The organism is Variovorax sp. KK3 (assembly GCF_001984055.1).
Lineage (GTDB): Bacteria > Pseudomonadota > Gammaproteobacteria > Burkholderiales > Burkholderiaceae_C > Variovorax.
Map to the genome: position 1 here is coordinate 1 of NZ_LYVO01000031.1, position 20,217 is coordinate 20,217.

The window sequence follows — 20,217 nt, forward strand, 5'->3', positions numbered from 1 at the left end:
GCGGCCAGGATCAGCGTGCCCACGCAACCGGCGAAGAAGGAGCCCAGGCCGGCCGCGGCCAGCGCGGGCCCCGCCCTGCCGCGCCGCGCCATCTGGTAGCCGTCGATGACGGTCACGACCGACGACGATTCGCCAGGCAGGTTGACCAGGATGGCGGTGGTGGAGCCGCCGTACTGGGCGCCGTAGTAGATGCCCGCGAGCATGATGAGCGCGGCCACCGGCGGCAGCGCATAGGTGGCCGGCAGCAGCATCGCGATGGTCGCGACCGGGCCGATGCCGGGGAGCACGCCGATCAGCGTGCCCAGCAGGCAGCCGACGAAGGCGTAGACGAGGTTCTGCGCGGTGAAGGCGACGCCGAAGCCGATGGAAAGGTTGGTGATCAGGTCCATGACGTCGGTCTCAGCCCGCGATGAAGGTGGGCCACACAGGGAACTGCAGCTTGAGTGCGACCACGAAGGCCAGGTAGCTGCCCACCGCCAGGATGGTGGCGAGGATGCCGACCGCTTTGGCGTTGAAGTTGTCGCCGGCCAGGCTGGCGACGAAGGTGAGCACGTAGATGGCGACGATCAGCCCCATGGGCGGCAGGCCGATCGAAGGCAGCCCGCCGAGCAGGATGCCGAAGACGATATTGGCACCGATGATGAAGACCAGCGGCTTCCACGCGATGCGGCCCACCGGCTCGCCGTCGTCGGTTTCGACCGTGAGCGACTTGAAGGTGATCAGCGCGCCCATCAGCGCGATCAGCACGCCGACGATCAACGGGAAATAGCCCGGCCCCATGCGGGCGCCGGTGCCGACGGTGTAGTTGGTGGCGCCCCATGCGAAGGCGACGCCGAAGGCGCTGAAGATGGCGCCGGAAAAGAAGTCCCTCTGACTTTTGATTCTCACCCTGTGTGTCTCCTCGTGATGAAGACCGCGCAAACCGCGGCTCGCCCGGGCGCGGCGCATCCGCGACCGGGACGCCGATCGTAGGAAGGGTGGACGCGCTCGTGGATGACGAAGACATTGCCGAATGGCAATGTTCGAGGCGCAGCGAAGAAGAGCGGAAAGATTCCCTGGACGTGCCGCGGCTCAGCAGGAGGCGAAGCGCGTGCCCGCTGGCAGGCCAGGCGCACCGGCTGCCACATGCAACGCACCGTCGCGCCACGTGAGGCCAGGCCGCAACGGACCACCCACGGGCGGCGGCAACGCTGCCCCGCGCACGCGGCCCGACCATTGGTAGCGCTGGCCGCCACCTTCGAACTGCGCGCGGTAGGACTGGAACCGCTGCGTCATCTCCAGCGTGAGCGCGCCAGCGCACCAGCGGCCCTGCACCGGGGCCGGCACGTGCCACAGATGCAGGCGGCTCAGTTTCTCGCGGCCGACGGCCTTGTCGGGCACCGGCAGCGTGATCGTGCGGTCGGGTTCCCAGTCGCCCATGTCCCAGTCGTGCGACACGATGCGCGTGCCCGGCGCGAGCGCGAGCAAGCTCGGCCGCAGGCGGAGGTTGAACTCAGGCAGCAGGTACATCGTGATCACGCTCGCGGTCGAGAGGTCGGCCTCGAAGATGTCCTGCACGCGGAAACGTGCGCGGTCGGCGACGCCGGCGCGTTGCGCATTCGCGTCGCTCTGCGCCACCAGGTCGGGCACGATCTCCAAGCCGAGGCCGCTGGCGCCGAAACGCTTCGCGGCAGTGATGACGATGCGTCCATCGCCCGAGCCGAGGTCGAGGACATGGTCCTGTGCGCCGACACCGGCCAACTCCAACATCGCCAGCGTGACGTGATCGGGCGTGGTGATGAAGGGCACTTCCTCCACCAATGTGGAAGCCGTGGCTGGCGCCGACGTGGCTGCGGCCAGCAGTGCGAGCGCGGAAAGGAGGATCGAACGACGCGACATGCGCTGGTGTACCACGGGCTTGGGTCAGGAACGGTACAGCCCGGTTGCGAGGGACGTACTGGCGTAGGCCGACGCCGACACCGTGCCGACATGGAGGCAACAAAAGGTTATCGCATTGAACCAACCAAGACCCGGCGCGTCCATCGGGGTAAGCCAACTTTTCGATACAAGCCATGCGCTCCTCCCCTGCCACGACGCCTGCTTCCGCTCGACCCGCCCCGTCCGCGCAGAGTGGGAGTTGGCCGAGGCCCGACTCCACCACGCGCTACGGCAGCCTGAGCCGCACGCTGCACTGGACGATGGCGGCCTGCTTCGCAGTCGTGTTCTCCGCGGCGCTCGCGCACTACTTTCTGCCGGACACGCCCGTCGAGGCCTTTCTTTGGCCCGTGCACAAGCCGGTGGGTGCCTTGCTGATGCTGCTCGTCGTGCTGCGCCTGGCGTGGACGCTCGCGAATGCGCGGCGCCGTCCACCATCCGTCAGCGCCGCGTCGCGCTGGGGGCATCGAGCGCTCTACTTCTTGATGATCGCAGTGCCGACCATCGGCCTGCTGCGGCAATACGGTTCGGCCCGCGCCTTCTCGCCCTTCGGCGTTCCGTTGATGGACGAGCGCCCCGGCGAGCGCATCGACTGGATGACCCAGCTCGGCGGCCTGCTGCACGGTGAGCTCGGCTGGGCTTTGCTCGCGCTGGTCGCAGGGCACATCACGATGGCGCTGTGGCACCGCCGGCGTGGGCCGCAAGACGTGCTGTCGCGCATGACCGACTGATCACGGCGCTTACCGATGCGCTAGTCGAACACCGGCAGTTCGAGTTCGACGCGCAATCCCGGCGCCGCATCCTCGAAACGCACGCGCCCCCCATGCAGTGCGGCGACCGCCCGCACGCTCGCCAGCCCCAGGCCATGCCCCGGCTGGCTGCGATCGAGCCGGTGGAAGCGCGTGCCGATGCGCTGATGCTCATCGAACGGGATGCCAGGCCCGTCGTCCTGCACGCACAGCAGCACGTGCGACCCGACGCGCCGGGTGCCGACGCGCACCTCTGCACCGGCGCCCGCGTACTTGAGCGCGTTCTCGATCAGGTTGGCGATGACGCCTGCGAGCAGGTCGCGGTCGCCCGGCACGTGCGCCGGGTCGGGCGGGTCGTGCCGCAGCGTCGCGCCGTGCGCTTCGGCCACCGGCTCGTAGAGCTCGACCATGTCGCCCGCGACCTCGTCGGGTGCCACCGCCTCGAACTGGCGGCGACGCGCACCGGCCTCGGCTTCGGCGATCTGGAGCAGCTTTTCGAACACCACGGTCAGGCCTTCCAGCTCGCGGATGGCGGCGCCGATGGCTTCTTCTTTCGCCTGGGCCGGCGCGCCGGCACGCTGCGCATCGCGCAAGCCGAGCAGGATGCGCGTGAGCGGCGTGCGCAAGTTGTGGGCGATGGTGTCGGAGACGTGCCGCACACCATCCATCAGCAATTGGATGCGATCGAGCATCGCGTTGACCTCGTGGTGGAGGTGCGCGAATTCGTCGGCCTCTGCCGTGAGCGCGACGCGCTCCTGCATCTCGCCGGCCGCGATGCGCTGAACGGTGCGGCGCACGGCGCCCACGCTGCGCTCCAGCTCCTGGCGGAACACGAAGATGCCACCGATGAGCAGCAGCACCGCGACCATGCCCGCCGCCGCGCTGGCGCTCGCGACCAGCGACTCGATGGTTTCCTGGTCGCGCAGGTCGTGGCCGACCACGATGAACCCGCCGTCCGACAGCACATGGCTCACCAGGTAGGCCGACACCGGCCGCCCCGCGCGCAGCACGCGCTGCTGAGTGCCGGTGCCGGGTGCCATCTCGGGCACCGCGTCGAGGTTGCCGGCGACGATGCGGCCCATGCGGTCGACCAGCAGGTAGATTTCGTTGGCCGCGTCGTGCTCGTCGGCGAGCGCGCGCATCACGTCGACGGCCACCGCATCGGCGCCCCCCACCTCGAAGCGCGTGGCGAGTTGCTGCGCGAGCACGGTCACCTGCCGCGCGGTGCGCTGGTGCATCACGCCGACGGTCTGCATGTAGATGACGGCCAGCGCCACCAGCATGGTGATGGCGACCAGCAGCCCGTAGTTGAAGGCGAGCCGGAAACCGACCGAGCGCCACAGAAGGCGCAACGCGGCGATCATCCGGCCGCGTCGATGCCGGCCTCGGCGGCCATGCGGTAGCCGACGCCGCGCACGGTGTGGATCAGCGTCGCGCCGCCCTGTGCATCGAGCTTGGCGCGCAACCGGCTCACCTGCACGTCGACCACGTTGGTCTGCGGGTCGAACTGGTAGTCCCACACGGCTTCGAGCAGCATGGTCCGCGTCACCACCTGGCCCGGATGCATCATCAAGTAGGCCAGCAGCCTGAATTCGCGCGGCTGCAGCGCGATGGGCCGGCCGCCGCGCTCGGCCTGCCGGCGCACCAGGTCGACACGCAAGTCGGCCATCGTCAGCTCGCGGATCTCGGGGCCGGCGCGGGACCGTCGAACGAGCGCCTCGGCGCGCGCGGACAGTTCGGAGAAGGCGAAGGGCTTGGTCAGGTAGTCGTCGCCGCCGGCCTTGAGGCCGCGCACGCGCTCGTCGAGCGCGCTCAGCGCACTGAGCACGAGCACGGGCGTGCGCTTGCCGAGCGCGCGCAGCGTGGACAGGATCGACAGCCCGTCGACCTCGTTGGGCAGCATGCGGTCGAGGATGATCAGGTCCCAGGCCTCGCCGGTCGAGCGGGCCAGTGCATCGGCGCCGTCGCGGCAGACCACCGCCACGTGGCCGAGCGTACGGAAGCCCTCGGCGACGTAGCGCGCCATGTCGGCGTCGTCTTCGACGACCAGGCAGCGCCAGATGGCCGTGCCGCTCATCGGCGCCCGAGCATCACGCGCACCGCCTCCGGCAAGGAGTTGACCTGCGGCATGAAACGGTCGAGCGCCGCGCCCAGCAACACCGCGCAGAGCAAGGCCCCCAGCAAGGGCTTCCAGGTCAACCGCACTGCGGCGGTGAGCCAGCCCTCGCGCACCACGCGCACCGCGGCGGTGGCGGTCACGTAGGAAAAGGCCAGCTCGATCGCCACGGCCAGCAGCGCTTCGGAGCCGAAGTACAGCAGCACCAGCGCACCCGCGCCGAAGACGATGGCGACACAGACGAGGAAGATCGCGAGCACCGGCACCACGATGACCGCGCCTTCGTCGGCGCCGGCCGCGACGTCGAGCGCACCGCCGGCCAGGTCGCCGACGCCGTGGCCCGCAGACACGTCGGCCGCGCCGGTGCCGTGGCCACTGCTGCTGGTGACGCTTGCGCTGCTGCGCGCCGAGGGAAATTCGCCGAGGCCCAGGTCGGGCACGTCGGGGTTGAACTGCGTGTTGCGGCGGATCAGCATCAGCGCCCACCAGCGCAGGATCCACAGGTATACGAGGTAGCCGGTGCCCAGCGTCACGAAGTAGCGCAGGGCCAGCGACTCGACGCCGAAATGCATCTGCAGCCAGGACACCAGCCACATCAGCAGCATCGTGGTGGTGCCGATCAAGAGGCCATGGGTGCGCATGTCGTGCCTGCGGTGCAGGTCGCGCTCGACCTCGGTTTCCCAGAGGCGCACCGAGCGCCAGTTCGACAGGATCTTCAAGCGGCTGTGCCCTTCGTCAGTCGGTGGCCACGGGCACGCGCGGCGCCACGGCACACATGAGCTCGTAGCCGATGGTGCCCGCGGACCGCGCCACCTCATCGATGGGCAGCACGGTGCCGTTGGCGGCCCGGCCCCACAGCGTGACTTCGCTGCCGAACCTGGCCTGCGGCACCGGCGTGAGGTCGACCGTGATCATGTCCATGCTGACGCGGCCGACCATGCGCGTGCGCACCCCGTCGACCAGCACCGGCGTGCCGGTGTCGCAGTGGCGCGGGTAGCCGTCGGCATAGCCGACCGCGGCCACGCCGATGGTCATGGGGCCTTCGGCGGTGAAGCGCGAGCCGTAGCCGATGGTGTCGCCGGCCTTCAGCGTCTGCACCGTCAGCAGTCGGGTCGACAGCGTCATCGCCGGCTGCAGTTGCCAGTGCTCGGCATCGTGCTCGGGAAAGTCGGGCGCACTGCCGTACAGCAGGATGCCGGGGCGCACCCAGTCGGCACGCGTGGCGGCCGCATGGCGCAGGGTGGCGGCGCTGTTGGCGATCGAGCGCTCGCCCGGCAGGTCGCGCGTGACGCGCTCGAAGGCCTCGAGCTGATGGGCCACGCCGCGCGGGCCGTCGGCGTCGCTGAAATGGGTCATGAGCGAAATCTCGTCCACCTGCGGCAGTGCATCGAGACGGGTCCAGGCCGAGCGGAAGCGCTCGGGCGCGAAGCCCAGGCGGTTCATGCCGGTGTTCATCTTGAGGAACACGCGCTGCGGCACCTGCGTCTTGTGGGCGGCCAGCATGTCGATCTGCTCGTCGCAGTGCACGGTGTGCCACAGGTCGAGCCGCGAGCACAGCTCCAGGTCGCGCGGCTCGAAGACGCCCTCGAGCAGCAGCACCGGCCCGCGCCAACCCAGGGCGCGCACGCGCTCGGCCTCGGCCAGGTCGAGCATCGCGAAGCCGTCGGCGGCACGAAAGGGGTCGAACACGCGCTCGATGCCGTGCCCGTAGGCATTGGCCTTGACGACGGCCCAGACGCGCGAATCGACCGCGGCGCGGCGCGCGCGTTCGAGGTTGTGGGCCAGGGCAGCGGTGTGGATGGTGGCGAGGATCGGACGCGGCACGATGAAACCGGTTCAGTACATGAGGAAAAACACCCGTACGGTGTGGGCTTGTCGCGCCATTTTGACATTGCACCCCCATGCTATAACCGCGCATTCCGCCAGTACCGCGGCCAAATTCCACTATTGCCAGCAGCCCTCTCTGGCCAGCCAGCCCATCGATGAAGCGCGGTTTCTACACGATCATGTCGGCCCAGTTCTTCTCGTCGCTGGCCGACAACGCGCTTTTCGTGGCGGCGGTGGAACTGATGCGAACCGGTGGCGCACCCGAGTGGCAGCGCGCCGCGCTGGTGCCGATCTTCACCATTTTCTACGTGGCGCTGGCGCCGCTGGTGGGCGCCTTCGCCGACTCCTTGCCCAAGGGCAAGGTGATGTTCATCAGCAATGCCATCAAGGTCATCGGCTGCTTGATGATGCTGTTCGGCACGCATCCGCTGCTGGCCTACGCGGTGGTGGGCCTGGGCGCCGCGGCCTACTCGCCGGCCAAGTACGGCATCCTCACCGAACTGCTGCCGGCCTCGCAACTGGTCAAGGCCAACGGCTGGATCGAGGGCCTGACCATCGCGTCGATCATCCTGGGCATCGTGCTGGGTGGCCAGTTGGTGGGGCATGCGTTGTCGAGCCGCATGCTGGCGCTGGACTTCCCCGTCATCGACACCGGCATCGACACGCCGCCCGAAGCGGCCATCGCGGCGCTGATCTTCGTCTACGCGATCGCGGCCTGGTTCAACACCCGCATTCCCGACACCGGCGTCGAGATGCGGCCGCTGCGCTCCAATCCGCAGCACGGCATGGTGCGCAACCTGCTCGCGCTGCTGCCCGACTTCTGGCATTGCAACTCGCGCCTGTGGCGCGACAAGCTGGGCCAGATCTCGCTGGCCACCACCACGCTGTTCTGGGGCGCCGGCGGCAACCTCAAGTACATCGTGCTGGCCTGGGCTTCGCTGGCGCTGGGCTACAGCACGGCGCAGGCTTCGTCGCTGACCGGAGTGGTCGCCATCGGCACCGCGGTGGGCGCGGTGGTCGCTTCGATGAAGATGCGGCTGGACATGGCCACGCGCGTGATTCCGCTGGGCATCGGCATGGGCATCGTGGTGATCGGGATGAACTTCATCGACAACATCTGGATCGCGGTGCCCTTCCTGATCATGCTGGGTGGCCTGGGCGGCTTCCTGGTGGTGCCGATGAATGCGCTGCTGCAGCACCGCGGCCACAACCTGATGGGCGCGGGGCGGTCGATCGCGGTGCAGAACTTCAACGAGCAGGCCTGCATCCTGGTGCTGGGCGCGTTCTACAGCGCCTGCACGGGGCTCGGCCTGTCGGCCTATGCGGCGATCACCGCCTTCGGCGTGGTGGTGGCGGGCTTCATGTACGTGATCAAGCGTTGGCACGAAAACAACCTGAAGCGCTATCCCGAAGAGGTCGAGCACCTGCTCGCCATCGCCCGCAGCGATAAACATCATTGACCTCCCCCAGGCTCCCCCACTTCGTGTGGTCCGCCAACCCCCTCGCCGGGGGCGACACCAGCGGCCCGGCAAAGCAGGTTCCGCGGTGTCTCCCGAATTGGCGCGGCTTCGCCGGCCATAGGCCCCGATGCAACGCAGCCTGACGAACCATTCTTCATTTGTCCGCCATCGCGCTCGTCTTCAACGCCTTCGTATGGGGCGTTTCCTGGATTCCCTTCCGCCACATCGAGGCCCACGGGCTGCATCCGGTCTGGGCGACGGGATTGATCTACGTCGTGATCGTGCTGGGCACGACCTTGCTGCGGCGCCATGCGTGGCGTGCGTTCGCGACCTGGCCCGGGCTGGCGCTGCTGGCGCTTTTCGCGGGCCTGACCAACCTGGGGTTCAACTGGGCCGTGACCCAGGGCGACGTGGTGCGGGTGGTGCTGCTGTTCTACCTGATGCCGCTGTGGAGCGTGCTGCTGGCCTGGCTTCTGCTGGGCGAGCGGCCCACGCCCTCCGCACTGGCACGCATGGCGCTGGCGCTGGCCGGTGTCGCCGTGGTGCTGAAGACGCCCGATACCGACTGGCCGGTGCCGGCGAGCGTGCCCGACTGGCTGGGACTGGCAGCCGGCTTCAGCTTCGCGCTGACCAACATCCTGCTGCGGCGGCTGCGCGAGGCGCCCGGCGAATCGCGCGCACTCGCGATGTTCTGCGGCTGCGCAGGTGTCGCCATGGCGACGGCGTTGATCGGCACCGCCCTCGGTGCCATCACGCCGCCACCGCCGGTCGAGGCGCTTGCCGGCTGGGCCCCGTGGGCCGCGCTGCTCGGCACGGGCTTCGTGCTCGCCAACATCGCGCTTCAGTACGGCGCGGCACGGCTGGCGGCCAGCGTGACCGCGGTGATCATGTTGTCGGAAGTGCTGTTCGCGAGCGTCTCGTCGGTGGCGCTGGGCGCGGCCACGATGGACGCGCGCATCTGGGCCGGCGGCGCGCTGATCGTGCTCGCGGCGGCGTGGTCGGCGTTTGCGCGAACGCGCGGGCGCGACGATGATCGGCCTTCCCGCATCCTGGAGGACAAAGCATCATGACCAGCGTCTACGACTTCGAAGCCCGGCAGATCGACGGCACGGACGTCCCGCTGTCGCAGTTCAAGGGCCAGGTGCTCCTGATCGTCAACACGGCCAGCAAGTGCGGCTTTACACCGCAGTTCGAAGGGCTGGAAGCGCTCTACAAGAAGTACGCAGGCAAGGGCCTTGCGGTGCTCGGCTTTCCGTCCAACCAGTTCGGCAACCAGGACCCGGGCACGAACGACGAGATCGGCGCGTTCTGCGTGCAGAACTACGGCGTGAGCTTTCCGATGATGGAGAAGATCGAGGTCAACGGCTCCGGCGCCACGCCGCTGTACAAGTGGCTCACGAAGGAAGCGCCGGGCCTGCTGGGCAGCACCGCGATCAAGTGGAACTTCACCAAGTTCCTGGTGGGCAAGGACGGCAAGGTCATCAAGCGCTATGCGCCGCTGGACACGCCGGCCTCGATGACGCGGGACATCGAGGCCGCACTGGCGGCCGCCTGATGCGCGAACTCACTCACGAACCTAGGTCGCGAGCTCAGAAGCGGAAATCGGCCGTCTGCGAACCGCGGCCCACCGTGACGTTGTGGGTCTTGGTCATGCCTTCGGTGGTGGCCTCGACGGTGTAGCGGCCAGCTGGCAGATCGACCAGGCACACGGGGCCCGACGCGCGCATCGCGAGCGCGGTGTCGCCGTTGGCGCCCTTGATCCGCACGTCGACGTTGGCAAGGTATTCGCCGCCGGCGCGTGCGAACAGCAGCGCGAGCGGATGGTCCTTCATCGCAGCGCGCATGGCGGTGGATTCGTCCGAGCCGATGCCTCCGCAGGCATAGCGTGCAGCGCCTTCCACCTTCATGGCGGGCATCGCGCCGGTGCCGGGTTGCATGGTCTGGGCCTGGGTCAGCCACGGCGCGGCGGCCAGGGCACAGCCGAGGGCGAAGGATCGAAAAGAGGGCTTGCGCATGGTTTGTCTCCCGAAGTTGCGGTACTCGATGGTCGGCGGACTGGCGCCGACATCGGGTCGGACCAGCGCCTTTTCGCGTGTGCGATCAGGCCGGCGCCAGCGCCTCGTCCAGCAGCTCGACCCAATGCCGCACCGGCTGCGCGCTGCCGCTTTGCAGATGGGTGATGCAGCCGATGTTGGCCGAGACGATGATGGTGGGCCCGAGCCGGTCGAGGTGGCCCAGCTTGCGGTCGCGCAGCGCATAGGCCAGTTCGGGCTGAAGCACGGAGTAAGTGCCGGCGGAGCCGCAGCACAGGTGTGATTCGACGCGCGCGACCTGCATGTCGAAGCCGAGCGCGCGCAGATGCGTCTCGACGCCGCCGCGCAGCTTCTGCCCATGCTGCAACGTGCAGGGCGGGTGGTAGGCGACGACACCTGCAGGCGCCTTCACGCGGGGTTGCAGCAGCGGCACGAGTTCGGGCAGCAGCTCGCTCAGGTCGCGCGTGAGTGCGCTGATGCGTGCGGCCTTCTGCGCATAAGCCGGCTCGTCGCGCAGCAGGTGCCCGTACTCGCGCACGGTGACGCCGCAGCCGGAAGCGTTCATGACGATGGCCTCGACGGCGCCGGCCTCGACTTGCGGCCACCAGGCATCGACGTTGGCGCGCATCTCGGCCTTGCCGCCGTCCTGGTCGTTCAGGTGGAACTTCACCGCACCGCAGCAACCCGCGCTGGGTGCCACCACGGCTTCGATGCCGGCCGCATCGAGCACCCGAGCGGTGGCACTGTTGATGTTGGGCGCCATGGCGGGCTGCACGCAGCCGGCCAGCATCAGCATCTTGCGGGCGTGCCTGCGCTTCGGCCAGGCGCCGGCGGGCCGCGCCGCGGGAACCTTGGCTTTCAGCTTTGCGGGCAGCAAGCCGCGCACCGACTGGCCCAGCTTCATGGCGGGGCCGAAGAGCGGCGAAGGCAACGCTTCCTTGAGTGTCCAACGCAGGGCGCCTTCGAGCGCGGGGCGCGGCACCTTCTGGTCGACAATCTTCCGGCCGATGTCGACGAGGTGGCCGTATTGCACGCCGGAGGGACAGGTGCTTTCGCAATTGCGGCAGGTGAGGCAGCGGTCCAGGTGCAGCTGCGTGCTGCGCGTGGGTTGCTTGCCTTCCAGCACCTGCTTGATGAGGTAGATGCGACCGCGCGGGCCGTCGAGCTCGTCGCCCAGCAGCTGGTAGGTGGGGCAGGTGGCGGTGCAGAAGCCGCAATGCACGCACTTGCGCAGGATGGCCTCGGCCTCCTGGCCTTCGAGCGTCGTCTTGAATTCGGGGGCGAGTTCGGTTTGCATGGGTCAGGGGCTCACGCTTTGAAGGAGCCGGCCGCGGTCGAACACGGCGTCGGGGTCGAATTCGCGCATCAATGCCTCGTTGATGCGCCGCAGCGGGGTCGGCAGCGCATCGAAACGTGGCACCGACGCATCGATGTCCGCGGCCGGTGCGAAGAGCGTGGCATGGCCGCCGACGGTGCGGGCTGCAGCGCGCAAACGCTCGCCGTCGCCCGCGCCGGCGAAGTACCAGCGCTGGCCACCGTGCCATTCGACCAACGGCGCGCCGTCGAACGGCAACACCGGCGCGGTCTGCGGCACCGACACGCGCCACAGCGACCGACCTGGTTTTGCATCGAACCACGGCAGACGCATGTCGCGCAACGAGTCCCAGTCGTCGCGGGCCTCGAACTCGTCCTGCCGCTCGCCGCCAAGGCGCTTGCAGGCCGCGTCCACTGCAGCGGCGGCACCGCGCAGGCGGAGCCACAGCCGGCCAACGCCCCGCTCCTGGCACCATCGGCTGGCATTGAGCGGCAGCGGTTGGCCGCCCCACGAATTGAGCAGGCGCAGCGCATCGGCCTGGTCGCAATCGAACACGAGCGTGGCCTCCGCCGGCGCCGTCGGCAGCACCTTGAGGCTGACCTCGGTGATCACGCCCAGTGTGCCCATCGAGCCGGCCATCAGGCGCGAGACGTCGTAGCCGGCCACGTTCTTCATGACCGTGCCCCCGAACTGGAGCAGTTCGCCGCGGCCGTTGATGATCTGGACGCCCAGCACGTAGTCGCGCAGCGCGCCGACACTGGCACGCGCCGGGCCACTGAGGCCGGCAGCCACCATGCCGCCCACCGTGCTGCCGAAGCGGAGGCGCGGCGGCTCGAAGGCCAGGGTCTGGTTGACGGTCGCCATCAGGACATCGAGCTCCGTCATCTCGGTGCCGCCGCGTACGGTCACGACGAGTTCGCTGGGTTCGTAGCTGACGATGCCCTGCCAGGCCTTGGTGCTGAGTTCCTCGCCCTGCGGCGGCTGGCCGTAGAAATCCTTGGTGCCTCCGCCGCGAATGCGGAGCAAGGTACGGTCGGCGGCAGCGGCGCGAATACGTTCGCTGATCTGGCGAAGGGCTGGATCCATGCGGGCGATCGTACAGCCCGCCAGGGGCATCAATCCTTCCAGAATCTGACGGGCAGCCCTGACGTTTTGGTGGGCATCGACAAGACCTGGCCCGAGCCCGGCAGACGCTCGAGCTCGTCGGCCAGCCGCCCGCGCCGCGCCGTGGTGACGAACAGCGTGCGCAGGTCGTCACCCCCGAAGCAGGGCATGGTGGGGCACTGCGCCGGCACGGGCACGGCCTCCACCTGCTCGCCCGCCGGCGAGAAGCGCAGCAGCTGGGCGCCTTCGAACATCGCGACCCAGTAGTGGCCGTCGGCGTCGACTGTCGCGCCGTCGGGTCGGCCCTGGTACTGCGCGCCGGGCACCTTGGACTCGAACTGGGCAAACACGCGCCGGTGCGACAGGCGGTTGGTCTGCGCCTCCCAATCCCAAGCGCTCACGCGGTGCGCGGGCGTGTCGGCCCAGTAGACGGTAGCGGCATCGGGCGCGAAGGCGAGACCGTTCGCGGTGGTTACGCCATCGGCCATGCGCGTGAGCCGCGGCGTGCCGTCGCGCGCGTCGAGGCAGTACAGCGCGGCGCTGGCGCCGTCTTTGGCCTCGTTGATGGTGCCGGCCCAGAAGCGGCCGAGCGGATCGCACTTGCCGTCGTTGAAGCGCATGGTCCGCACGTCGTGGTCCACGCGGGCCAGCAGCGTCAGCGCCCCACCCCATTCAGGCGCGCGGTAGACGCCGTCGCGCAGCGCGATCACCAGGCCGCCGCCCGCCGCGGGCGCCATGCAGCCGGGCTCGGTCTGCAGTTGCCAGCGCTCCACCGCGGCATGGGCGATGTCGCCGCGGGTGCGCAGCACGGCGCGGCCCGGGATGTCGAGCCAATAGAGAGCGCGTTCCTGCGGGTGCCAGAACGGGGATTCGCCGAGCTCGCAGCCGCTGTCGTTCAAGGGGGTCCACATGGGCGCATTGTGCATAAGCGTCCGCTGCAAAGCTGCTCGAAGGAAGGCTGGCGTGCACCAAAAAAAGTGGCCCGCTGGCGCCATTGCGCTTGCGGGCCGAACATCCAAAGGAGACTTGCCTTGATGAAACTGAATCGGTTCGTTCGTTCGTTCGAAGTCGTTGGTTCGAAGTCGTTGGTTCGAAGTCGTTCGTCGTTCGCTGCGGTGCGGGCCGCGCCTGGCGACCCGCGCCGTGTTCAGCGGTTGTAGGCGGTTTCGCCGTGGGCCGAGATGTCCAGGCCCTCGCGCTCTTCTTCTTCGGTGACCCGCAGGCCGATCGTCAGGTCGACGATCTTGTACGCGATGAAGGAGACCACGCCCGACCAGACGATGGTCAGCAGCACGCCCTTGAGCTGGATCCACACTTGCGCGCCGATGCCGTTGGAGGTGACCGTGGCCGTGACCCAGTCGCCCACCAGGCCGGGGCCGCCCAGCGCCTGCGTGTTGAACACGCCGGTGAGCAGTGCACCCACGATGCCGCCCACGCCGTGCACGCCGAACACGTCGAGCGAGTCGTCCGCGCCGAGCATCTTCTTGAGGCCGTTGACGCCCCAGAGGCAGGCGAAGCCGGCGACGAAGCCGATCACGATCGCGCCCATCAGGCCGACGTTGCCGGCGGCCGGGGTGATGGCGACCAGGCCGGCGACGGCACCGGATGCCGCACCCAGCATGGAGGCCTTGCCGCGCATCAGCGCTTCACCGATGGACCAGGCCAGCACCGCGGCGGCGGTGGCCGACAGCGTGTTCATGAAGGCCAGCACGGCGCTGGTGCCGGCTTCGAGCGCGGAGCCCGCGTTGAAGCCGAACCAGCCCACCCACAGCAGCGAGGCACCGACCATCGTCAGCGTCAGCGAATGCGGCGTGAAGGCTTCCTTGCCGTAGCCGATGCGCTTGCCTACCAGGAAGGCACCGACCAGGCCCGCGACGGCGGCGTTGATGTGCACCACGGTGCCGCCGGCGAAGTCGAGCGCGCCCCATTGCCAGATCAGGCCGGCCTTGGCGTTCATCGCATCGACCACGTCCTTGCTGGCGTAGGCGTCCGGGCCCATCCAGAACCAGACCATGTGCGCGAGCGGTGCATAGCTGAAGGTGAACCACAGAACCATGAACAGCAGCACGGCCGAGAACTTGATGCGCTCGGCGAAGGCGCCCACGATCAGGCAGCAGGTGATGCCGGCGAAGGTGGCCTGGAAGGTCGCGAACAGCAGCTCGGGGATGTAGACGCCCTTGCTGAAGGTCGCGCCCGGCGCGAAGGTGCCGGCGGCGGAGTCGAACACGCCCTTCATGAACAGGCGGTCGAAGCCACCGATGAAGGCGTTGCCCTCGGTGAAGGCGAGGCTGTAGCCGTAGATGAGCCACAGCACCACGATCATCGAGAAGGTGACCATGACCTGCATCAGCACCGACAGCATGTTCTTGCTGCGCACCAGGCCGCCGTAGAACAGGGCCAGACCGGGCACGACCATCATGATGACCAGCAGCGTCGACAGCAGCATCCAGGCGGTGTCGCCCTTGTTGAACGAGGGCGCGGCAGCGGGTGCGGCGTCGGCAGCGGTGGCTGCCGCAGCAGGTGCGGCCGGTGCGGCCGCTGCGGGTGCCGCAGGCGCGGCGGCAGCGGGGGCCGAGGCGGCCGGTGCTTCGGCCGGCGCCGCGGTCTGGGCGAAGCCGGCGTTGCCGGCCATGAGCGCGCTCAGGCCGATGGCCAGAGAGACAAGCAGTTTTTTCATTGGATTTTTTCTTTCGTGCCTCTGAATCAAAGCGCCTCGCGGCCGGTTTCGCCGGTGCGGATACGCACGACCTGCTCGAGGTCGTAGACGAAGATCTTGCCGTCGCCGATCTTGCCGGTGCGCGCGGCGGCCTCGACCGCCTCGATCACGCGCTCGACCAGGTCGTCGGCCACGGCGGCCTCGATCTTGACCTTGGGCAGGAAGTCGACCACGTACTCCGCGCCGCGGTACAGCTCGGTGTGGCCCTTCTGCCGGCCGAAGCCCTTGACCTCGGTCACGGTGATGCCCTGCACGCCGATGGCGGAAAGCGCCTCGCGCACTTCGTCGAGCTTGAATGGTTTGATGATGGCCGTGACCAGTTTCATGATGGTTCCCCCGTCGATCTCATGTGTTGCTCCTCAAGGATGGATATCTGTTGGCGCTGCGTTCGAAGGCTCAGAGCGTCTTGGTCAGCGTGACAATGAAGCGGGCCTTGTTGGGCGACCAGGTGCGCGCGCCGATGGGCCCGAAGCCCAGGTCGATGCCGGGGTCGGTGACCACCGTGTAGGAGCTCTTGCGGTTGGCGCCCTGCACCGCGCCGGCCAGCGACAGGCCGTTGCCGAAGTCGTACGAGGCACCCACGTTGTAGTCCACGTAGCTCTTGTAGCCCAGGTCGCGGATGTCGCTGCTCATGTGCGTGTAGCCCACGGCGGCCTTCAGGGTGACCTTCGGCACGATTTCCTTGCTGTAGCTCAGGTTCAGATAGCCGGTGTTGCGACCCTTCAGGCCCGAGCCGTCCTTGTTGCCCGCGTAGTTGAAGTAGTCCTTCGACACGGTGTGCGAGTACTTCACGGTGAACGAGCCCACGGCCTCGTCGGCCCAGGTGGCCGCGCCGTACAGCTCGGTGGTGTTGCCGCGGGTGTTGCCCGGGTAGATGTAGGTCAGCGCGCCCACGTCCAGGTCGAAGGGGCCGGCCTTGAACTTGTAGCCGCCGTAGATGTCGCTCTCGATGCTGTTGCCGTTGAGCCAGTTGACGCTGGAGTTCCAGTTGCCGATGTAGAAGCCCGATTCGCCGAAGGCATAGTCGAAGCCGCCCTGGATGGCGGGCTTGAAGGCCTTGGTCTTGACGGTGCCGTTGTTGCCGATCACGTCCTGGTCCTGGCCGCGGAACTTGTAGTTGCTGGTCAGCGCCACGTTGCCGGTGAGCTGCGCGCTGGCGAGCATGGGCATGGCGGCCAGGGTGGCCACGGCAGCGGCGGCCAGGGCGGAGACGGTGGGGCGGTGCATCATCGAGAGACTCCTCGTCGGGTTTTGAAATGGTTGGATACCCTTTCAAAGCAGGGAGCGTGCCAAATGGTTTAATCCTCCAGCGCCGGAGCCTGAGACAGGTGCATGGCGGTGTCATGAACAAGAGATGGACGCACCATCTTGGTGAAACGGGAGCGAAATGAGTTTGTCTTTGGTGCAAAGCCGTGCGCTGATCGGCTTGGAGGCGGCCGATGTCACGGTCGAGGTGCATCTGGCCAACGGCCTGCCCAGCTTCACGCTGGTCGGGTTGGCCGATGTGGAAGTCAAGGAAGCGCGCGAACGGGTGCGCTCGGCCCTCCAGAACGCCGGCCTCGAATTCCCCAGCAACAAGCGCATCACGGTCAACCTGGCGCCGGCCGACCTGCCCAAGGATTCCGGCCGCTTCGACCTGCCGATCGCGCTGGGCATCCTGGCGGCCAGCGGCCAGATCGAGGCGGCGCGGCTCGCTGGCCACGAATTCGCGGGCGAGCTCTCGCTTTCGGGGCATCTGCGGCCCGTGCGTGGTGCACTGGCGATGGCGCTGGCCCTGCATGGCCGCGGCGTCGCCACGCGGCTGGTGCTGCCGGCCGAGAGCGCACAGGAAGCCGCGCTGGTGCCTGGCGCCGAAATCTACGGCGCAGCGCACCTGCTCGACGTGGTGCGCCAGTTCGTGCCGGGCGGCCCCGCGCCGGCCGGGGCCGACGATGGCTGGCACCGGGCCGTGCAGGCCGTCGCCGCCGAGCCGTCCGAAGCGCTGGCCGACCTGGCCGACGTCAAGGGCCATGCCGGCGCACGGCGCGTGCTCGAGATCGCCGCCGCCGGCCAGCACAGCCTGCTGATGGTCGGGCCGCCGGGCGCCGGCAAGTCGATGCTGGCCCAGCGCTTCGCCGGCCTGCTGCCGCAGATGAGCGTGGACGAAGCGTTGGAAGCCGCGGCGGTGGCCAGCCTGCAAGGCCGGTTCGCCGTCGGCCGATGGCGCCAGCGGCCGACCTGCAGCCCGCACCACAGCGCGAGCGCGGTCGCGCTGGTGGGTGGCGGCAGTCCGCCGCGGCCCGGCGAGATCTCGCTGGCGCACAACGGCGTGCTGTTCCTCGACGAGTTTCCCGAGTTCCAGCGCTCGGCCCTCGAGGCCCTGCGCGAGCCCCTGGAGACCGGCAGCATCACCATCGCGCGGGCTGCCCGGCGCGCCGAATTTCCGGCGCGTTTCCAGCTGATCGCGGCGATGAACCCCTGCCCTTGCGGCTACCTGGGCTCGACGCTCAAGGCCTGCCGCTGCTCGCCCGACCAGGTCACCCGATATCAAGGAAAGCTCAGCGGCCCGCTGCTGGACCGCATCGACCTGCAGATCGAGGTGCCGGCCGTGCCCACCACTGAGCTGCTCGACGTGCCGGCCGGCGAAGCCAGCGCCACGGTGCGCGAGCGCGTGGCCGAGGCGCGCGGCCGGGCCCTGGAGCGCCAGGGCAAGGCCAACCAGGCCTTGCAGGGCGCAGAGATCGACCGCCACGCCCGGCCCGAAGCGGCTGCCTTGCAGCTGCTGCACGGCGCCGCAGCGCGGCTGGGCTGGTCGGCGCGCGGCATCCACCGGGCGCTGAAGGTCGCGCGAACCATTGCGGACCTGGCCGCCACCGACACGGTGCAGGCGGCGCACGTGGCGGAGGCGGTGCAGTACCGCCGGGCACTGCGCGCAGCAGCCTGACCGCGACGCGCGGATGCGGCCTCAGCGGGCCGGCGCCACCGCGCTGCGTCGATCGATCTTGCGGCTCAACACCATCGACGTATGCGTCTGGTGGATGCCATCGATCTGACCCAACCGGTCCAGCAGCGCATCGAGCTGCTCGGGGGTGTCGCAGCGCAAGAGCGCCATGTAGTCGAACTGGCCGCTCACGGCCCAGACCTCTTCGACTTCCGGCAGTCGCTCCAAGGCCTTGATCACGGCCGCCGCACGCTTGGCATCGACGCCGAGGCCGCAGAAGGCGCGCACGCCCGCGTGCTCCAGCCGGTTGCCGAGACGCACGCCGTAGCCCGACACGACGCCCTCGCGTTCGAGGCGCGCGATGCGCGCCACCACCGTGGTCCGCGCGATGCCGAGCTTGCGCGCCAGGTTGGCCACCGACTCGCGCGCATCGGCTTGCAGAAGGGTCAGCAGATGGCGATCGAGGTCGTCGAGTCGGAAGTCCATGAACGGCAGGCGCAGCAGGTGGAAGGCCATTGTGGCCCGTCATGCCTGCGCCGCGGTCAGAGGAAGCTGATGCCCTGCGCCAGCGGCAGCTCGGTCGAGAAGTTGATGGTGTTGGTCGTCCTGCGCATGTACTGCTTCCACGCGTTCGAGCCGCTCTCCCGGTCGCCGCCGGTTTCCTTCTCGCCACCGAAGGCTCCACCGATCTCCGCCCCGCTGGGACCGATGTTGACGTTGGCCATGCCGCAATCGGAGCCGGCGGCCGAGATGAAGGTTTCGACCTCGCGCATGTCGTTCGAGAAGATGGAAGACGACAGGCCTTGCGGCACGTCGTTGTGAAGCGCGATGGCCTGCTGGAAATCGTCGTAGTCCAACACATAAAGCAAGGGCGCGAAAGTCTCGCGGCGCACCACCGCGCTTTGCTGAGGCATGTCGACGATCGCGGGCTCGACGTAGAAGGCTTCCGGGAACTCCTTCTCCAACACCCGCCCGCCACCGGCCAGCAGACGACCGCCCTGGTTCCTGGCTTCGGCGATCGCTTCCTGCATCGCGCCGAAGGCCTGCGCGTCGATCAACGGGCCGACCAGCGTGCCGGGCACGCGGGAATCGCCGATACGCAGCCCTTCATAGGCCTTGACCAGCTTCTGCAGCAATGCATCTTTGACCGCGCGGTGAACGATCAGGCGACGCAGCGTGGTGCAGCGCTGGCCTGCCGTGCCGACCGCGCTGAACACGATCGCGCGCAGGGCCATCTCCAGGTCGGCGGCCGGCGTCACGATCATCGCGTTGTTGCCGCCCAGTTCGAGGATGCGCTTGCCGAAGCGGCTCGCCACCCGGGGGCCGACGGCGCGGCCCATGCGCGTGGAGCCCGTGGCCGACACCAGCGCGATCGCCGGATGATCCACCAGCGCCTCGGCCAGCGGCGTCTTTCCGATGACGATCTGGGCCAGGCCCGCCGGCGCCCGGTCGCCGAAGCGCACGATGGCGCGTTCCAGGGCGCGAAAGGTGGCCAGGCCCGACAGCGGCGCCTTCTCGGAAGGCTTGAAGATCACCGGGTCGCCGCAGACCAGCGCCAGCGCGGCGTTCCACGCGAACACCGCGCTCGGGAAGTTGAAGGCCGTGATCACCGCCACCGGCCCGAGCGGGTGGTACTGCTCCATGATGCGATGGCCCGGCCGCTCCGACACGATGGTCCTGCCGCACAGCTGGCGCGACAGGCCCAGGGCGAACTCGCAGATGTCGACGGCCTCTTGCACCTCACCCAGGCCTTCTTCGACGATCTTGCCGACCTCGACCGACACGACGTGGCCGATGTCGCGCTTCGCCTGACGCAGCTCTTCGCCCCACAGGCGAACCAGCTCGCCGCGCGCCGGGGCGGGGACCATGCGCCATCGCAGGAAGGCTGCATGCGATGTCTCGATGCGCTCGGCCATCGCGGATGCCGGTGTCTCGTGCAGGTGCGCGATCTCGGCGCCGTCGATCGGCGATCGCACCGCGAGCGAGCCACCTCGCACCTCGGCCGGTGCGATGCCGCAGCGCTCGAAACAGGACAGCAGGTCGCTCATGTCGTCTCCTTCGAC

21 protein-coding genes are annotated in these 20,217 nt (G+C 68.7%); 5 read left to right on the top strand and 16 right to left on the bottom strand.

The features are described from left to right. From B0W80_RS16415 to B0W80_RS16425, 3 genes are all read right to left on the bottom strand, one after another. Positions 1 to 389, bottom strand: a 389-nt coding sequence (locus B0W80_RS16415) for a tripartite tricarboxylate transporter permease (RefSeq protein ID WP_179106945.1), incomplete at its 3' end; no start/stop codon positions are given. A gap of 10 nt (positions 390 to 399) precedes the next feature. Beyond that, complete coding sequence (locus tag B0W80_RS16420; RefSeq protein WP_077000236.1) at positions 400 to 888, bottom strand: tripartite tricarboxylate transporter TctB family protein; 489 nt, start codon at positions 886 to 888, stop codon at positions 400 to 402. Positions 889 to 1,071: 183 nt separating this feature from the next. Further along, positions 1,072 to 1,878: a methyltransferase domain-containing protein gene (locus B0W80_RS16425; RefSeq protein WP_077000294.1), complete on the bottom strand. Its 807-nt coding sequence runs from the start codon at positions 1,876 to 1,878 to the stop codon at positions 1,072 to 1,074. Between the two features lie 173 nt (positions 1,879 to 2,051). Here B0W80_RS16425 and B0W80_RS16430 point away from each other — a divergent pair, with 173 nt between their 5' ends. Further along, the gene (locus B0W80_RS16430) at positions 2,052 to 2,645 is read left to right on the top strand and encodes a cytochrome b (RefSeq protein ID WP_083745445.1); all 594 of its coding nucleotides are present in this window, start codon (positions 2,052 to 2,054) and stop codon (positions 2,643 to 2,645) included. A 20-nt stretch (positions 2,646 to 2,665) separates the two neighbouring features. On the opposite strand, the gene B0W80_RS16435 is transcribed toward B0W80_RS16430, so the two are convergent. Genes B0W80_RS16435 through alr form a run of 4 tightly spaced genes read right to left on the bottom strand, consistent with a single transcriptional unit; the run spans position 2,666 to position 6,603 of the window. Next, on the bottom strand, positions 2,666 to 4,027 hold the full coding sequence (locus B0W80_RS16435; RefSeq protein ID WP_077000237.1) for a HAMP domain-containing sensor histidine kinase: 1,362 nt from the start codon (positions 4,025 to 4,027) through the stop codon (positions 2,666 to 2,668). Further along, the gene (locus tag B0W80_RS16440) at positions 4,024 to 4,725 is read right to left on the bottom strand and encodes a response regulator transcription factor (RefSeq protein ID WP_077000296.1); all 702 of its coding nucleotides are present in this window, start codon (positions 4,723 to 4,725) and stop codon (positions 4,024 to 4,026) included. Before B0W80_RS16440 ends, B0W80_RS16435 begins: the two co-directional genes overlap by 4 nt. Positions 4,726 to 4,736: 11 nt before the next feature. Beyond that, complete coding sequence (locus B0W80_RS16445) at positions 4,737 to 5,498, bottom strand: hypothetical protein (protein ID WP_077000238.1); 762 nt, start codon at positions 5,496 to 5,498, stop codon at positions 4,737 to 4,739. A 16-nt stretch (positions 5,499 to 5,514) separates the two neighbouring features. After that, complete coding sequence (alr, locus tag B0W80_RS16450; protein ID WP_077000239.1) at positions 5,515 to 6,603, bottom strand: alanine racemase; 1,089 nt, start codon at positions 6,601 to 6,603, stop codon at positions 5,515 to 5,517. Positions 6,604 to 6,761: 158 nt separating this feature from the next. Here alr and lplT point away from each other — a divergent pair, with 158 nt between their 5' ends. From lplT to B0W80_RS16465, 3 genes are all read left to right on the top strand, one after another. Beyond that, a complete protein-coding gene (gene lplT, locus B0W80_RS16455) occupies positions 6,762 to 8,066 on the top strand; it encodes a lysophospholipid transporter LplT (RefSeq protein WP_077000240.1) in 1,305 nt (434 codons plus the stop codon). A 158-nt stretch (positions 8,067 to 8,224) separates the two neighbouring features. Then, positions 8,225 to 9,136: a DMT family transporter gene (locus tag B0W80_RS16460; RefSeq protein WP_077000241.1), complete on the top strand. Its 912-nt coding sequence runs from the start codon at positions 8,225 to 8,227 to the stop codon at positions 9,134 to 9,136. Then, complete coding sequence (locus B0W80_RS16465) at positions 9,133 to 9,621, top strand: glutathione peroxidase (protein ID WP_077000242.1); 489 nt, start codon at positions 9,133 to 9,135, stop codon at positions 9,619 to 9,621. The genes B0W80_RS16460 and B0W80_RS16465 overlap by 4 nt, the downstream gene beginning before the upstream one ends. A gap of 34 nt (positions 9,622 to 9,655) precedes the next feature. Here the strand turns inward: B0W80_RS16465 and B0W80_RS16470 are convergent, their stop codons facing one another. The 7 genes from B0W80_RS16470 to B0W80_RS16500 form a co-directional block, all read right to left on the bottom strand. After that, positions 9,656 to 10,081 (bottom strand): hypothetical protein, encoded by a 426-nt coding sequence (locus B0W80_RS16470; protein WP_077000243.1) that lies wholly within the window; start codon positions 10,079 to 10,081, stop codon positions 9,656 to 9,658. 85 nt (positions 10,082 to 10,166) lie between these two features. Continuing rightward, entirely contained in the window at positions 10,167 to 11,396 is a 1,230-nt protein-coding gene (gene glcF, locus B0W80_RS16475; RefSeq protein ID WP_077000244.1) for a glycolate oxidase subunit GlcF, read from the bottom strand. 3 nt (positions 11,397 to 11,399) lie between these two features. Continuing rightward, entirely contained in the window at positions 11,400 to 12,500 is a 1,101-nt protein-coding gene (gene glcE, locus B0W80_RS16480; protein ID WP_077000297.1) for a glycolate oxidase subunit GlcE, read from the bottom strand. A gap of 29 nt (positions 12,501 to 12,529) precedes the next feature. Continuing rightward, a complete protein-coding gene (locus B0W80_RS16485; RefSeq protein ID WP_077000298.1) occupies positions 12,530 to 13,429 on the bottom strand; it encodes an SMP-30/gluconolactonase/LRE family protein in 900 nt (299 codons plus the stop codon). Positions 13,430 to 13,665: 236 nt separating this feature from the next. After that, positions 13,666 to 15,195, bottom strand: a complete 1,530-nt coding sequence (locus B0W80_RS16490) for an ammonium transporter (protein WP_077000245.1) — start codon at positions 15,193 to 15,195, stop codon at positions 13,666 to 13,668. 26 nt (positions 15,196 to 15,221) lie between these two features. Beyond that, entirely contained in the window at positions 15,222 to 15,560 is a 339-nt protein-coding gene (gene glnK / locus B0W80_RS16495; RefSeq protein ID WP_077000246.1) for a P-II family nitrogen regulator, read from the bottom strand. Between the two features lie 70 nt (positions 15,561 to 15,630). Next, positions 15,631 to 16,464 carry a TorF family putative porin gene (locus B0W80_RS16500; protein ID WP_077000247.1) on the bottom strand — a complete coding sequence of 278 codons (834 nt, stop codon included), beginning with the start codon at positions 16,462 to 16,464 and terminating at the stop codon, positions 15,631 to 15,633. Positions 16,465 to 16,621: 157 nt separating this feature from the next. Between B0W80_RS16500 and B0W80_RS16505 the strand changes: the two genes are divergently transcribed. Continuing rightward, entirely contained in the window at positions 16,622 to 18,157 is a 1,536-nt protein-coding gene (locus tag B0W80_RS16505) for a YifB family Mg chelatase-like AAA ATPase (protein ID WP_077000248.1), read from the top strand. Positions 18,158 to 18,178: 21 nt separating this feature from the next. On the opposite strand, the gene B0W80_RS16510 is transcribed toward B0W80_RS16505, so the two are convergent. Together B0W80_RS16510 and B0W80_RS16515 are read right to left on the bottom strand one after the other, a co-directional pair. Further along, on the bottom strand, positions 18,179 to 18,640 hold the full coding sequence (locus B0W80_RS16510) for an Lrp/AsnC family transcriptional regulator (protein ID WP_077000299.1): 462 nt from the start codon (positions 18,638 to 18,640) through the stop codon (positions 18,179 to 18,181). A gap of 56 nt (positions 18,641 to 18,696) precedes the next feature. Continuing rightward, positions 18,697 to 20,202, bottom strand: a complete 1,506-nt coding sequence (locus tag B0W80_RS16515; protein ID WP_077000249.1) for an aldehyde dehydrogenase family protein — start codon at positions 20,200 to 20,202, stop codon at positions 18,697 to 18,699. Positions 20,203 to 20,217 lie beyond the last annotated feature (15 nt).

What these genes read in the sequence shown, in the direction of transcription:
- B0W80_RS16510 (WP_077000299.1), bottom strand. Translation starts at nt 18,640, where the DNA reads ATGGACTTCCGACTCGACGACCTCGATCGCCATCTGCTGACCCTTCTG.
- glcE (WP_077000297.1), bottom strand. Translation starts at nt 12,500, where the DNA reads ATGGATCCAGCCCTTCGCCAGATCAGCGAACGTATTCGCGCCGCTGCC.
- B0W80_RS16435 (WP_077000237.1), bottom strand. Translation starts at nt 4,027, where the DNA reads ATGATCGCCGCGTTGCGCCTTCTGTGGCGCTCGGTCGGTTTCCGGCTC.
- lplT (WP_077000240.1), top strand. Translation starts at nt 6,762, where the DNA reads ATGAAGCGCGGTTTCTACACGATCATGTCGGCCCAGTTCTTCTCGTCG.
- B0W80_RS16470 (WP_077000243.1), bottom strand. Translation starts at nt 10,081, where the DNA reads ATGCGCAAGCCCTCTTTTCGATCCTTCGCCCTCGGCTGTGCCCTGGCC.
- B0W80_RS16505 (WP_077000248.1), top strand. Translation starts at nt 16,622, where the DNA reads ATGAGTTTGTCTTTGGTGCAAAGCCGTGCGCTGATCGGCTTGGAGGCG.
- B0W80_RS16485 (WP_077000298.1), bottom strand. Translation starts at nt 13,429, where the DNA reads ATGTGGACCCCCTTGAACGACAGCGGCTGCGAGCTCGGCGAATCCCCG.
- B0W80_RS16465 (WP_077000242.1), top strand. Translation starts at nt 9,133, where the DNA reads ATGACCAGCGTCTACGACTTCGAAGCCCGGCAGATCGACGGCACGGAC.
- B0W80_RS16515 (WP_077000249.1), bottom strand. Translation starts at nt 20,202, where the DNA reads ATGAGCGACCTGCTGTCCTGTTTCGAGCGCTGCGGCATCGCACCGGCC.
- B0W80_RS16430 (WP_083745445.1), top strand. Translation starts at nt 2,052, where the DNA reads ATGCGCTCCTCCCCTGCCACGACGCCTGCTTCCGCTCGACCCGCCCCG.
- B0W80_RS16425 (WP_077000294.1), bottom strand. Translation starts at nt 1,878, where the DNA reads ATGTCGCGTCGTTCGATCCTCCTTTCCGCGCTCGCACTGCTGGCCGCA.
- B0W80_RS16500 (WP_077000247.1), bottom strand. Translation starts at nt 16,464, where the DNA reads ATGATGCACCGCCCCACCGTCTCCGCCCTGGCCGCCGCTGCCGTGGCC.
- glcF (WP_077000244.1), bottom strand. Translation starts at nt 11,396, where the DNA reads ATGCAAACCGAACTCGCCCCCGAATTCAAGACGACGCTCGAAGGCCAG.
- glnK (WP_077000246.1), bottom strand. Translation starts at nt 15,560, where the DNA reads ATGAAACTGGTCACGGCCATCATCAAACCATTCAAGCTCGACGAAGTG.
- B0W80_RS16490 (WP_077000245.1), bottom strand. Translation starts at nt 15,195, where the DNA reads ATGAAAAAACTGCTTGTCTCTCTGGCCATCGGCCTGAGCGCGCTCATG.